Source organism: Enterococcus sp. 5H, from assembly GCF_028128615.1.
Taxonomy (GTDB): Bacteria; Bacillota; Bacilli; order Lactobacillales; family Enterococcaceae; genus Enterococcus_L.
On record NZ_AMDP01000002.1, the window covers coordinates 540,094 to 552,807 of the forward strand.

14 protein-coding genes are annotated in these 12,714 nt (G+C 34.6%); 6 read left to right on the plus strand and 8 right to left on the minus strand.

Annotated features, from left to right (window positions below; all coding sequences use genetic code 11):
• Nucleotides 1-3 precede the first annotated feature (3 nt).
• Nucleotides 4-279, minus strand: coding sequence for a 30S ribosomal protein S16 (gene rpsP, locus C240_RS02685; protein WP_271490656.1), 276 nt, complete (start codon nt 277-279; stop codon nt 4-6).
• A gap of 223 nt (nt 280-502) precedes the next feature.
• Complete coding sequence (locus tag C240_RS02690) at nt 503-1,339, minus strand: GNAT family N-acetyltransferase (protein ID WP_271490657.1); 837 nt, start codon at nt 1,337-1,339, stop codon at nt 503-505.
• 146 nt (nt 1,340-1,485) lie between these two features.
• On the opposite strand from C240_RS02690, the gene C240_RS02695 reads away from it, so the two are divergent.
• The gene (locus C240_RS02695; RefSeq protein WP_271490658.1) at nt 1,486-2,037 is read left to right on the plus strand and encodes an NADPH-dependent FMN reductase; all 552 of its coding nucleotides are present in this window, start codon (nt 1,486-1,488) and stop codon (nt 2,035-2,037) included.
• Between the two features lie 49 nt (nt 2,038-2,086).
• Here the strand turns inward: C240_RS02695 and C240_RS02700 are convergent, their stop codons facing one another.
• Nucleotides 2,087-2,650, minus strand: coding sequence for a DNA-3-methyladenine glycosylase I (locus C240_RS02700; protein ID WP_271490659.1), 564 nt, complete (start codon nt 2,648-2,650; stop codon nt 2,087-2,089).
• 127 nt (nt 2,651-2,777) lie between these two features.
• Here C240_RS02700 and C240_RS02705 point away from each other — a divergent pair, with 127 nt between their 5' ends.
• The 3 genes from C240_RS02705 to C240_RS02715 are packed head-to-tail and all read left to right on the plus strand — an operon-like array spanning nt 2,778 to nt 5,217.
• Entirely contained in the window at nt 2,778-3,158 is a 381-nt protein-coding gene (locus C240_RS02705; protein WP_271490660.1) for a GntR family transcriptional regulator, read from the plus strand.
• 2 nt (nt 3,159-3,160) lie between these two features.
• Entirely contained in the window at nt 3,161-4,060 is a 900-nt protein-coding gene (locus tag C240_RS02710) for an ATP-binding cassette domain-containing protein (protein WP_271490661.1), read from the plus strand.
• Nucleotides 4,057-5,217: an ABC transporter permease gene (locus C240_RS02715; RefSeq protein WP_271490662.1), complete on the plus strand. Its 1,161-nt coding sequence runs from the start codon at nt 4,057-4,059 to the stop codon at nt 5,215-5,217. Before C240_RS02710 ends, C240_RS02715 begins: the two co-directional genes overlap by 4 nt.
• Nucleotides 5,218-5,264: 47 nt before the next feature.
• On the opposite strand, the gene ffh is transcribed toward C240_RS02715, so the two are convergent.
• From ffh to C240_RS02730, 3 genes are all read right to left on the minus strand, one after another.
• Nucleotides 5,265-6,683, minus strand: a complete 1,419-nt coding sequence (ffh, locus tag C240_RS02720) for a signal recognition particle protein (protein ID WP_271490663.1) — start codon at nt 6,681-6,683, stop codon at nt 5,265-5,267.
• Between the two features lie 4 nt (nt 6,684-6,687).
• A complete protein-coding gene (locus tag C240_RS02725; protein ID WP_271490664.1) occupies nt 6,688-7,026 on the minus strand; it encodes a putative DNA-binding protein in 339 nt (112 codons plus the stop codon).
• 168 nt (nt 7,027-7,194) lie between these two features.
• Nucleotides 7,195-7,665 (minus strand): DUF523 domain-containing protein, encoded by a 471-nt coding sequence (locus C240_RS02730; protein ID WP_271490665.1) that lies wholly within the window; start codon nt 7,663-7,665, stop codon nt 7,195-7,197.
• A gap of 147 nt (nt 7,666-7,812) precedes the next feature.
• Between C240_RS02730 and C240_RS02735 the strand changes: the two genes are divergently transcribed.
• On the plus strand, nt 7,813-8,526 hold the full coding sequence (locus tag C240_RS02735; RefSeq protein ID WP_271490666.1) for a response regulator transcription factor: 714 nt from the start codon (nt 7,813-7,815) through the stop codon (nt 8,524-8,526).
• Complete coding sequence (locus C240_RS02740; RefSeq protein ID WP_271490667.1) at nt 8,523-10,283, plus strand: sensor histidine kinase; 1,761 nt, start codon at nt 8,523-8,525, stop codon at nt 10,281-10,283. The genes C240_RS02735 and C240_RS02740 overlap by 4 nt, the downstream gene beginning before the upstream one ends.
• Before the next feature lie 67 nt (nt 10,284-10,350).
• Here C240_RS02740 and C240_RS02745 read toward each other — a convergent pair whose 3' ends face one another.
• Both C240_RS02745 and C240_RS02750 read right to left on the minus strand, forming a co-directional pair.
• Nucleotides 10,351-11,250: a phosphate ABC transporter substrate-binding protein PstS family protein gene (locus C240_RS02745; protein WP_271490668.1), complete on the minus strand. Its 900-nt coding sequence runs from the start codon at nt 11,248-11,250 to the stop codon at nt 10,351-10,353.
• Between the two features lie 188 nt (nt 11,251-11,438).
• Complete coding sequence (locus C240_RS02750) at nt 11,439-12,599, minus strand: pyridoxal phosphate-dependent aminotransferase (RefSeq protein WP_271490669.1); 1,161 nt, start codon at nt 12,597-12,599, stop codon at nt 11,439-11,441.
• Nucleotides 12,600-12,714 lie beyond the last annotated feature (115 nt).

The following is a 12,714-nucleotide window of genomic DNA, read 5'->3' on the forward strand; positions in this document are numbered from 1 at the left end:
ACCTTATTTCTTATTAAGCTTAGCTTCGTGGTGTTTTTTCATAACGCCTTCTTTTGAAAGGATGTTACGAACTGTATCTGAAGGTTGAGCACCTTTAGACAACCAGTCTAAAACTAAATCTTCTTTTAAAACTACTTCTGCAGGATCTTTTAAAGGATTGTAAGTTCCAACAGTTTCGATGAAACGTCCATCACGAGGAGAACGTGAATCTGCTACTACAATACGGTAAAAAGGACTCTTTTTAGAACCCATGCGTTTTAAACGAATTTTTACTGACATTTATCTATTACACCTCCATTAACTTAATCACAAATGTTAGTTTAACAGATTTCCGGCAAGCTGTAAAGAGTTTTTTCTTGACACCCTGTATTTTAAGTAAAAATAGTTGATTATAACTAATTTATGCTATACTATCTTTACCTTGGCAGGGGCAATCATCATTGCTTAACAATAGACTGAGAATTTAGAAGTTCTACTTCTTGGTTCCCAGTCTATTGTTCTGTTATTTAGTTTCACCTTCGCACAGATAGTAATCAAATAAGCTTTTTTCTTCAAAACCAATGGCTTGATATAAATGAAGAGCTGCCGCATTCGTCGACTCTACTTCTAAATAAATTTCTTTTGCTTGTTTTTCTAGCAATTGCTCGATCACTTGACTGAGAATTTTTCTACCTATCCCCTGACCTCTATAATCCGCCCTTATCACAAATCCATAAATACCATATCTGTCTTGATCACAATCGATTCTAATTGATGCAATGATTTCTTTGTTTTGCTTATAAACTAGTGTATTTTTCAGATCTTCCGGGTCAATTGGATTCTGTTCTTCAACAATTTGGGAATTCTCTAAACTTGCAATAATGCTACCATCATTCATTCCGGCTGGTTCTATGTAAAGTTCTGGCGGAATGAATTTAAATTTTTGAGCAGATAGAAACATGCCATATTCAGAAAAGCAATATTCAAAATGGTTTGTTTCGATTACATAGGATTTAGTAAAACGATCATTTCGGTCAATAATCAGCAATATTCTTTTTATTTTACGTTCTTTTGCAAAAGTAAGACATGCTTCAATTATTGATTGAATGATTGCTCGATCAGGTTCAGTTACAAGTGTAATTTCTAATTCTGTCGGCTCAAAATTGCATAACGCCCCATATCCTACCAGCTCATTGTCTTCCCAACAAAGTAAGTGATTGACTTTTCCAGTTGCTACTTTGAATAAACTCAGATCTAATTTATAAGTTATTCCTTGTTGCTCTCGTTTTTCCTTTAATGCCATGATTGCTGAAATATCCAGTTGGATTAATTGTGTTTGAATTAATAATTCCCCTGTCATTTACTCTCCTAATTCGTTTTCATTTTTATCATTATAGTATAGTTTCCCCCTCGAAACAATTGAAATTGCCTGCTTCTTGCTTGCAAAAGTAAAATGTTCGATTTATGATAAATATGTAGTGTTATTTAAGAATGGAGGAACGTTTTATGAAGAAAAAAATTGGTTTTTTTGTCGGAAGTTTAAGAAAAGGTTCTTATAGTAAAACGGTAGCAGTTGCACTTTCCAGTTTATTTCCTGAAGATTATGAACCTGTCTTTATTAATTTGCACGATTTGGCTATGTATAATCAGGATTTAGATGACGAAGGAACACCTCCTGCTTCTTGGACAACTTTTAGAGAAGAAGTGAAACCTCTAGATGGCGTCGTATTTGTTACTCCAGAATATAATCGTTCTGTTCCAGCCGTTTTAAAAAATGCGTTAGACGTTGGTTCACGTCCGTATGGACAAAGCGTTTGGGATGGTAAACCAGGTCTAGTTGTAAGTGTTTCGCCTGGTGCTATTAGTGCATTCGGTGCCAACCATCATTTACGTCAATCACTTGTCTTTTTAAATGTCCCTACATTACAACAACCAGAAGCATACATTGGCAATGTGGTTAGTTTAATCAATGAAGATGGTACAATTGCTGAAAGTACTATGGGATTCTTTAAAACAATTGTTGATTCTTATATTACTTTTTTAGAAAAAAATAGCTAATTTAATCAGTGGTCTTCTCTAAAACAAATTTTGTCTTAGAGAAGATTTTTTAGTTTACTTCATTATGACGAAAACAAGAGACGATATGATCATTGATTATTCCAACGGCTTCTAAAAATGCATAGATAATGGTGCTTCCAATAAACTTAAATCCTCTTTTCTTTAAATCAGCACTAATTCTGTCTGAAAGTTCATTGGTTGTAGGAATTTCCTCTTGGTATTGATAGTTATTGTTCATTACCTCATATTGATTGAATCCCCACAAATACTTAGAAAATGAGCCAAACTCTTGTTGGATTTCCATTACTTTTCCAGCATTATGAATAGCTGCTTCTATTTTTCTTCGATTTCGGATAATTCCCGAATTATTTACTAACTCATCTATTTTTATTTCATCATACATTGCTACTTTCTGAATATCAAAGGAATCATATGCTTCGTCAAACTGCTGTTCCTTATTTAAGATTGTCTGCCAGCTTAATCCAGCCTGATTAATATCTAAAACTAACTTTCTAAATAAACGCTGATCTTCATAGACTGGAACTCCCCACACCTTATCATGGTACTCACTCATATTCGGACTGCTTTTAGCCCAAGTACATCTTTGTTTCATCCCTTCCACCTTCCTAAATTCTGTCTCTGTTCATTCATTGTAACAAAAAAAGCAAAAAGATATTTACAAAGCAAACTGTACCATGTATACTAGTACACAACAATCACTTTACAAAAAGGAGATTCGCATGGTTTCAATTAATAAAAATAGCAGCAAACCATACTATGAACAGCTAATGTTAAGCATCAAAGAAGATATCTTAAATGGATTGCTGCAGCCCGGAGATCGTTTACCTTCTGTAAGAGAAATGGCCCGGTTGCTCTTGATGAACCCAAATACTGTAAGTAAAGCTTATAAACTTTTGGAATCGCAAGAAGTAATCGTGACTGTTAAAGGCAAAGGAACGTATGTGAAAAAAATTGACACTGAATTACGAGATGAGTTTCAGATACAAAAGATCAAAAAAGAATTCAATGATTTAGTCATTGAAGCGAATTATCTAAATTTGTCAATTGAAGAAATGTCTCAATGGTTAAATGACAGTTATCGACATCTGAAAGGGGAATAAGAATGCGTATTGAAGGATTAGTAAAAACAATTGATCAAAAAGATATTTTAAATGATCTTACTTTAACATTAAGAAAAGGTGAAATTACTGGCCTGATTGGTACCAACGGCTCAGGCAAAACAACTTTTTTTCGTTCAATTGCTGGACATTACGAACTAGATCAAGGGAAAATATTTATTGACGATGTAGATATTCAAGCTGATAAACTGCTTAAACAGCAAATTTTCTACATTGATGAGCAATATAATTTTCTTTCTAGTTATTCGCTAAATAAGCTACTCCTATTTTATCAAAATGCCTATGCTGGTTTTAATAAGGAAAAATATCTATCCTTACTTAAGAAAAATAATCTAAATCCCAATACTAAGTATCGTTCGATGTCTAAAGGAATGCAAGGATTATACAAAATGATTTTAGCTATCTGTTCGAATGCAGATTATCTCTTATTAGATGAACCTTTAGACGGTTTGGACCTGATTGTCAAAAAAAATGTTCTAGGGTTGCTTTTAGATGATGTTAGCGAAAATCAACGTGCAATCGTTATCTCTTCACATAATTTAAGTGAACTTGAAAGCATTATTGATCGCGCGCTAATATTAAAAAATCAACACATTCAACTGGATTATCATTTAGAAGATTTAAGAGAGAATGCCCGCAAAATTCAAATGGTTTTTAAAACAAAAAAAGTTCCACAGATCGTTAAACAAAATAGCCAACTACTTCATTTTCAAGGTCGGGTTGTCACTTCTATTTTTGAAAACTATACAGAAGAACTAAAACAAGCTATTGAAGCAGAACAACCTGTGTTATTCGAAGAGCTTCCTCTAACACTTGAAGATGTATTTGAAGCTAATTTTGCACATGGGAAAACTGATTATTCATTACAAGGAGAAATTCTATGAACAAACAATTGCTAACTATTTTAAAAAAACGTTATGGTCTTTTTATACTGATTGCTAGCATCGCTATTGTAGGTTTTTATGTTTTTTTAGGTATAAGTGATGTGAATCGTTGGAAAGAAATGGAACTATATTACAGTTCTGATGATTTTATCACAGAATTAAAACAAAATCCTGAAGAGATAAATCCTAGTTACAAAAATTTATCATTAAAAGAACGACAAGAAAAACATAAAAAAGACAGCTTAATGCTATTTTTCCAAACAGACACTTTTGATGATCAAGGAAATATGGACACTTCCGAAAATCGACCCTATTTTACAATGTATTTCAATGAAAATCCATGGCTATTAATTTCCCTTATTTCGCTAATCGGCTTCTCTCTATTTTTTGTTGACTTAAAAACTTCTTTCAACGAGTTCTTATTTTCGTTAGGTGTGTCTAAGCGTAAAATATATTTCACAAAGTATTTATTAATTGCACTACCACTTCTTTTTAGTGTATTAATTGCTAAAATATTATTTATTGGCATCGTAACTTTAGGAATTCCTAGTGAATATGTCAACTTAAACATGCATCAAATAGTCATGAATATCCTAGCACTTTGGTCACCGATTGTCTTTTATTTTTCTGTGTCTACATTTATTGGTTTGGTTACTGGACATATGATTCTTGGACCATTAACATTATTTGGCTTTTGTTTTTCATTTGAGTTTTTTATGACTTCACTTACAAATGCACTATACTTTTTTACAGATCATACAAAAGAAGTTTATATGGGTGATTTTTTCCAATACATTATAACTAAAAATCCTACTCCGTTGTTTCCTATTATTTTTGCGTTAGTTGTGTCAATTTTGCTAACTGTGTCAGGTTTCTTTTTATTCCCCGCTTTAACGTTAGAGAAAAAAGGAAACTATTTATTATTCGATAAACTTAAAATTCCTGTGATTATCGCAACTACAATTTATGTACCTATTGTTATGGTGTTTTCACAAGGCTTTTCTCATGATGAAAGTCTCCAATCTTCTATCGTTAGTCTACTGATTTATGCAATAATTACTGCGCTGATTGTAAGCTACATTGTCTTTAAAAAAGAAATTGATAGATGGATTCATCAAAAGAAACAAATCAAAGAAAAGATTTCTGTCAGGCAATAAAGAAAAGCAATTTGTCAGTTTGTTCTACTGGCAAATTGCTTTTTTATTTATTTTTTCTTCTTTTTCTTCTTCTTATTTTTCTTAACCATGCGATTCATCGCCATTTTACCAAGTTTACCTTTGATGCCGCCGCCGAGCATTTGATCCATTCCCGGAATGTCCATATTGCCTTTTGACATTTGCTGCATCATTTTTTTCGACTCTTTAAATTGTTTAATCATACGATTAACTTCTACTACATTATTTCCAGAACCAGCAGCGATTCTACGACGTCTGCTAGGATTTAGCAAATCTGGGTTTTCTCTTTCAGCCGGTGTCATCGAAAGAATCATGGCACGCTTTCTCTCAACATCTTTCGGATCAACTTTAACATTTTCAAGCCCTGGCATATTATTCATACCCGGAATCATTTTTAACAAATCTTCAATCGGTCCCATGCCCATAACTTGATCTAATTGTTCAATAAAATCATTGAAGTCAAAGCTGTTTTCTTTCATTTTCTTCGCAAGTTCTTCAGCTTTTTGCTCATCGTAGTCTTGTTGCGCTTTTTCTATTAAGGTCAGCATATCGCCCATACCCAAAATACGGCTAGACATACGATCCGGATGGAAAATTTCTAGATCTGTTAATTTTTCACCAGAACCGATAAATTTAATCGGTGCTCCAGTAACCGCACGAATCGAAAGCGCTGCTCCGCCACGCGTGTCACCGTCTAATTTGGTAATCACAACCCCAGTAATCCCAAGTTGTTGATTAAAGCTATCAGCAACATTGACTGCATCTTGCCCAGTCATTGCATCAACTACAAGTAAAATATCGTCAGGTTGAGCAACTTCTTTGATCTGCTTTAGTTCATCCATCAAAGTTTCATCGATATGCAAACGACCTGCCGTATCAATTAACACATAGTCATTTTTCTTTTCTTTGGCTAACGCCATCCCTTGACGAACAATCTCAACTGGATTAGTATCCGTACCCATATCAAAAACAGGAACTTCTAATTGTTGTCCCAAAACTTTTAACTGGTCAATCGCAGCTGGACGATATACATCGGCTGCAATCATTAGTGGACGAGCATTTTCAGTTTTAATTAAATGGTTGGCTAATTTTCCGCCAAAGGTTGTTTTACCTGCCCCTTGTAAACCAACCATCATAATGACTGTTGGAATACGGTCAGATTTATTTAACCCTACTGTCTCAGAACCTAACGTTGCCGTTAATTCTTCGTCAACAATTTTAACAATCTGCTGAGCTGGTGACAAGCTTTCTAATACTTCCACACCAACAGCACGTTCCCGAACGCGTTTCGTGAAATCTTTTACTACTTGTAAATTTACATCGGCCTCTAATAAGGCTAAACGGATTTCCCGCATCATTTCTTTTACGTCAGCTTCAGATACTTTTCCTTTACGACGTAATTTACTCATCGCCTGTTGCAGGCGGTCTGTTAAACTTTCAAAAGCCATAATCTCATTCCTCTACTTCTTGTATTTGTTCTATATAATTTATCATTGTCTCATCTTTAGGATATGTTTCTTTCACGTAAATTCTTAGCTTATCCAATAATTCTCCCCGAACAACATAATCAGAAAACAGATGCAATTTTTTTTCATATTCTTCTAAAATTTTTTCTGTTCGCTTGATATTGTCATAGACTGCTTGTCTGCTAACTTCGTATTCTTCAGCGATTTCACCTAATGAGAAATCATCTGCATAATACATCTCCATATAGTTCATTTGCTTTTCTGTCAGCAATGTGGAGTAAAATTCAAACAACGCATTCATTCGATTGGTTTTCTCAATTTCCATACTTGCTGCTCCTATCTTCAATCCCTTTTAGGTTACCGATTTCAGGTCGATTAGTCAATAGTTCTTGTGCGATTTTCAAGGATTTTTTTGGATTCATTTATCTGGTTGTATAAAGTAGCTGCTCTTGCTAGATAATGGTTTCCAAAACTTTTAACTATTCATATAATACTATTTAAAATCTTGCTCAAGAGTAGTCTTCCAGTTGTTTTCTGAAATAACCTGAAGTCCTTTTGATAAAAAATAAGCTGTTGCTACCCCAACACCATTTTTTCGGCTACCTGAAAAATTTCCATCATAAACCTGATCATGACCGCAGGATGGACTGTTTTCTTTTAAAATAATCGTTGAAATATTTGCCTCTATTAACTTTTGATAGGCAATGATTGCTCCCAGTTTAAATTGTTCTGTCACATCTTCGCCTTTGTCAGTAATAACCATTGATTGGTTTTTCCAAACATCAAATCCATCCCCGCCCTGAATTTCAGCAGGATCTCTGGGAATTGGCATACCACCTAAAACTTCAGGACAAACAAGAATTGCCTGACCATTATCAACTAGTTTTCTTAGTGCATCGACTTCTTTCGCTTGACCATCATAACGACAACAAATTCCTCCAAGACATGAACTGATTCCAATCATTTGCTTCCCTCATTTCAATCTTTTATATTATACCATTTCTTTTGCTTTGAAAGTAGTTTTAGAAACATTCCATAAAGTTTTGGCTGTTTGGAAATCTGTGATAAAATATCTTTGTATTTATTTTGCAATCTAAAAGGAGCCAAATAGATGAAAAAAGTGCTAGTTGTCGATGATGAGCCGTCAATCGTGACATTGTTGACATTTAATTTAGAAAAAGATGGCTATCAAGTTGTCTCAGCCGAAGATGGCGCTGAAGGATTTGAGTTAGCGTTATCTAATCAATTTGATTTTATCATTTTGGACGTCATGCTGCCAAATATGGACGGTCTAGAAATTACAAAATCGTTGCGTAGGGAAAAAATTGACACCCCTATTCTAATTTTAACTGCTAAAGATGATCAAGTTGACAAAATTATTGGTCTTGAAATTGGTGCAGATGACTATTTAACAAAACCTTTTAGTCCAAGAGAAGTTTTAGCTCGAATGAAAGCTATTTTCCGTCGCCTAAAGCCCGCTTCTACTCCATCAGAGGAAATCAATGAACCTGTTTCTAAACCGTTAATTTTAGGTGAGATCGCAGTTGATGAACAGAATTATGAAGTCTCTGTACGAGGTAAAAAGATTGAATTAACACCGAAAGAATTTGAACTATTGGTTTATTTCATGAAGCGTAAAGATCGTGTCATCGATCGTGACACTTTATTAGACCGTATTTGGAACTATGATTTTGCAGGTCAAAGTCGAATTGTTGATGTTCATGTCAGCCATTTGCGGGATAAAATCGAATTAGATCCTAAACGTCCAATTTATTTAGTAACGGTTCGAGGATTTGGCTATCGCTTTCAGGAACCGAAAAAATGAAAAAAAGACAACGGTTTGAGTATATTTTAGTCGGTTTAATGATGGCTACTTTATTTATTGGCAGTATTTTTTTAACAAATTACTTCTTTAAAAAAGAATTATTAATACAACAAGAATCCTATTTACAAAAAAAAGCTCAATTATTAAAGGAACAACTTTCTTCGGTTTGGTTTGAACAAAATGAACTTCCGCCAGATCAAAAAAATTTGGTCGCTCATTTTGCAACCGAAGAAAATGAACGCCTGACTTTAATGAATAATCATGGAGATATTTTTTATGACACTAGTGATGCTGACCTTCATGGTTCAAGAAGCAATCGTCCTGAAATAAAAGCAATTTTGTCAGGAGCGGATTTTGGTTCTGCGTTAAGAGAAAGTGCGACTTTACATAAGGAACTACTCTACCTAGCGCTTCCTGTTTATCAAAATAACGAACTTGTCGGAATTATCCGAATTTCAGAAGAAACAACACAGTTTTCTAACAGTATTCAAAGTTTTAGACGGTATATTTTGTTCACTTTAGGGATTTTATTTTTGATTATCACTGCATTTGTTTTCTTACTACTTCATCAGAAAAATGAGCCTCTGGTTACCGTTTTACCTGTATTGAAAAAAATTGTAAAGTATCCAGATGAAGCTCGATCTATTATTCAAGATTCTCCTGAATGGAATGAATTATATCAAACTGTCAATCTTTTAAGTCAGCAAATGAGCCAAACTTACCTAGCCTATACTTCTACGGATGAACAATTTCATGCATTATTAGATGAATTAATGATCGGTGTCTTTATTATCGATATTGACGGCAAATTAGAACTAATTAATCCAAAAATGCTGGAAATTTTATCCATTCAAGCAGAAGATGCTGGTAAAGACTATTTTGAGGTGATCCAAGAACCTGCATTGATTCATTTAATTCATCAAGTAGTCACAGAAAAAAGTGCTCTCCATCAAGAAATAAAATTGACTACTGCTCCAAATGAAGTCATTTTAGATGTTTCTTTACGTTTTATAGAAGAAGCTGGCAACCATTATCAAGTGTTAGGGATTGCTTATGATTTAACCCGAGTTCGCCAGTTGGAAAAAATGCAAAAAGATTTCGTTAGTAATGTCTCGCATGAATTAAAGACACCGGTCACCTCTTTATTAGGCTTTACCGAAACACTACTAGATGGTGCCAAAGATGATCCTGAAACACTTACTCAATTTTTAGAAATCATGCAGCAAGATGCCACTCGTCTCCAACAATTGATTCAAGAAATTTTGCAACTTTCACGTGACGGTAAAAACATCGCTTATGACAATCAAGAAATAGAATTGTATGCTTTTACTGAAGAAATCTTACGTTCTTATCGTAAATTAATTAAAGAAAAAAATCTCACAATCAACATTCTTGGGGACAAAAATGATGTTTACTTAACTAAGTATGAGTTATTTTATCCAATTATTAAAAATCTGATCGAAAATGCCATTCAGTACTCGCCAAATGAAGGTGAAATTACCATAGACTTTAGTAGTCACGATACGCTAATTTATACAGTTAAAGATAATGGTATTGGGATTAGTTTAGAAGACCAAGAGCGCATTTTCGAGCGTTTTTATCGTGTTGATAAAGCACGAAGCCGCCATTCAGGCGGAACTGGTTTAGGTTTGTCAATTGTTCATAATTACACTGAACTATTAGGTGGTACGGTCTTGATTGACAGTCATCTTGGACTAGGTTCTACCTTTACTATTAAATTACCAAAAAGTAAGTAAACTAAAAAGCGTCGAGAAACTTCATTAAGAAATTTTCTCGGCGCTTTTTAGCATTTAGGGGAAGGTTTTATTTATTGGTAATAGTGCCTGAAACGTCTCGATCGACTTTCATTTCAGTAATTGGCAAGTAGCCTAATTCTTTTACGACACCATTTTGAACATCATCTTCAAGCATGTAATCAAGAAATGCTTTTACATCTGCATCTGGTTCTCCTTTAGTATACATATGTTCGTAAGACCAGATTTTCCAAGAATTATCTGCTACATTTTCTTCAGTCGGTTTCACGTCATCAACACTTAAAGCAGTCGTTGAATCATCCATGTATGAAAAAGCAAGATAACTAATTGCTCCAGGTGTTTGTGAAACAATCTGACGGACGGTTCCTGATGAGTCCTGTTCCTGTGATTGAACAGCAGTTGCTCCATCCAGACCCCATTTTTCAAACGTCGCTCTTGTTCCACTTCCACTTGGTCGGTTGATTACAGCGATTTCCTGATCTTTACCGCCTAAATCTTTCCAATTTGTTGTTTTACCCGTGAAAATATCTATTAATTCCTGTTTACTTATATTTTTAACACCAACGTCTTTATTTACAACAGGACCCATGCCGACAACTGCTACACGATGGTCAACAAGTTTTGAAGCATCAATTCCTGATTTTTCTTCAGCAAATACATCTGAGTTCCCGATTGTTACCGCCCCATCAGCGACTTGAGAAAGTCCTGTTCCACTACCGCCGCCTTGGACTGAGATAGTATAGTTGGTATGCTCTGCCACAAATTGATCTTTTGCAGCGTCTACTAATGGTTGTAAAGCAGTTGAACCTACTGCTACGATTTTAACTGGTTGAGTTGAAATACTCTCTTTTGATGTACTACTTGAATCAGTTGCTGCTCCTTGATTACCGCATCCTGCCATAACAAGTCCTAGACTTAAAATAATTCCTGTAAACAAACGTTTCTTCATCCTTACACGTCCTTTTCAATTAGTTACAAGCTTAGTTTAACAATGCTGTGTTAATTAATTTGCAGATTTATGTAAATAAAAGGTAAAGGAATGTAAAGCTTTTGTTGAGATAAATGAAACTTAGACAAAATAAAAAATCCACGAAAGTTTATTACACAATTCGCGAATTTCCTATAGGTTTGATTTTATTATTTCATGTATTTGCCAATGCGCTCCATAGCCGCTTCCAGTGTTTTCATATCCGCGGCATAACTAATGCGTACATATCCTTCTGCTTCTTGACCAAAAGCAATTCCTGGTATAATCGCAACAGCTTGCTTCTGAGCTAGATCAACACAAAATTTCATTGAATCTTGCTCAAAGTTCGCAGGTATTTTTGCAAAAATGTAAAAGGCACCGTTTGGTCTAGCGACCTCAAAGCCAAAAGATGTCATTTGTTCGTAAACAAAATCACGTCTTTTACGATATTCTTCTTTCATCACAGCGGCATCGTTAATTCCCTCTACTAATGCACGTACTGCTGCCTTTTGTGAGATCGTTGAAGCAGCTGTCACTAAATATTGGTGAACCTTGATAATCTCAGAAACTAAATACTGCGGTCCGAAAATAAAGCCAATCCGCCAGCCTGTCATCGCATGTGATTTTGATAATCCATTGATTAAAATTGTTTGTTCTGGAATAAATTCAGCAATTGAAACGTGCTCATCATCATAAGTTAGCTCACTGTAAATTTCATCACTAATTACAAAAATAGAATAGTTTTTCAAAACATCCGCAATTGCTTTGACTTCTTCACGATTGTAAGTGACTCCTGTCGGGTTGCTCGGATAGTTTAATATAATTGCTTTGACTTGATCGCCATGTTCAGACATCGCATCTTCAATCATTTCTGGTGTTAAAACGAAATTATTTGGGCGTGTATCAATATAGACAGGTTCTGCTTGAGCTAAAGTAATAATTGGTTCATAGCCTGGATAAATTGGCGCTGGCATCAATACTTTATCACCCGGTTCTAAAATTGCTAATAGGCTAGCTGAAATTGCCTCAGTCGCACCGACAGTCACTAGAACTTCCGAATTTGACTCATAGCTAACTCCATATTTTTCTTTCAAAAAAAATGTTGCCGCTTCACGTACATCAGTCAAACCAGCCATACCAGAATAATGGGAAAAATTATCGTTGATGGCATCATGAGCAGCAGACTTTACATGTTCAGGTGTGTTAAAATCTGGTTCACCTAGTGTTAGTTTAATAATCCCTTCTATTCCTGAAACTTGTTCATCAAATTGACGAATTGTTGAAACAGCAATTTTATAAACTTGTTTATTAAATCTGTTCGATAAATCCATGAAACACACTCCTCTAGTCAATTAATCACTTTTTCTTAATGGACTTATGATATCATAGTACGCCTTAAAATGAAATTTGTATTTCAAAAAATATATTTTTTCTCTTTAAATTCAC

Bases quoted from the DNA above. Each gene is read 5' to 3' on its own strand.
- rpsP (WP_271490656.1), bottom strand. From the start codon at position 279: ATGTCAGTAAAAATTCGTTTAAAACGCATGGGTTCTAAAAAGAGTCCT.
- C240_RS02690 (WP_271490657.1), bottom strand. From the start codon at position 1,339: ATGACAGGGGAATTATTAATTCAAACACAATTAATCCAACTGGATATT.
- C240_RS02695 (WP_271490658.1), top strand. From the start codon at position 1,486: ATGAAGAAAAAAATTGGTTTTTTTGTCGGAAGTTTAAGAAAAGGTTCT.
- C240_RS02700 (WP_271490659.1), bottom strand. From the start codon at position 2,650: ATGAAACAAAGATGTACTTGGGCTAAAAGCAGTCCGAATATGAGTGAG.
- C240_RS02705 (WP_271490660.1), top strand. From the start codon at position 2,778: ATGGTTTCAATTAATAAAAATAGCAGCAAACCATACTATGAACAGCTA.
- C240_RS02710 (WP_271490661.1), top strand. From the start codon at position 3,161: ATGCGTATTGAAGGATTAGTAAAAACAATTGATCAAAAAGATATTTTA.
- C240_RS02715 (WP_271490662.1), top strand. From the start codon at position 4,057: ATGAACAAACAATTGCTAACTATTTTAAAAAAACGTTATGGTCTTTTT.
- ffh (WP_271490663.1), bottom strand. From the start codon at position 6,683: ATGGCTTTTGAAAGTTTAACAGACCGCCTGCAACAGGCGATGAGTAAA.
- C240_RS02725 (WP_271490664.1), bottom strand. From the start codon at position 7,026: ATGGAAATTGAGAAAACCAATCGAATGAATGCGTTGTTTGAATTTTAC.
- C240_RS02730 (WP_271490665.1), bottom strand. From the start codon at position 7,665: ATGATTGGAATCAGTTCATGTCTTGGAGGAATTTGTTGTCGTTATGAT.
- C240_RS02735 (WP_271490666.1), top strand. From the start codon at position 7,813: ATGAAAAAAGTGCTAGTTGTCGATGATGAGCCGTCAATCGTGACATTG.
- C240_RS02740 (WP_271490667.1), top strand. From the start codon at position 8,523: ATGAAAAAAAGACAACGGTTTGAGTATATTTTAGTCGGTTTAATGATG.
- C240_RS02745 (WP_271490668.1), bottom strand. From the start codon at position 11,250: ATGAAGAAACGTTTGTTTACAGGAATTATTTTAAGTCTAGGACTTGTT.
- C240_RS02750 (WP_271490669.1), bottom strand. From the start codon at position 12,599: ATGGATTTATCGAACAGATTTAATAAACAAGTTTATAAAATTGCTGTT.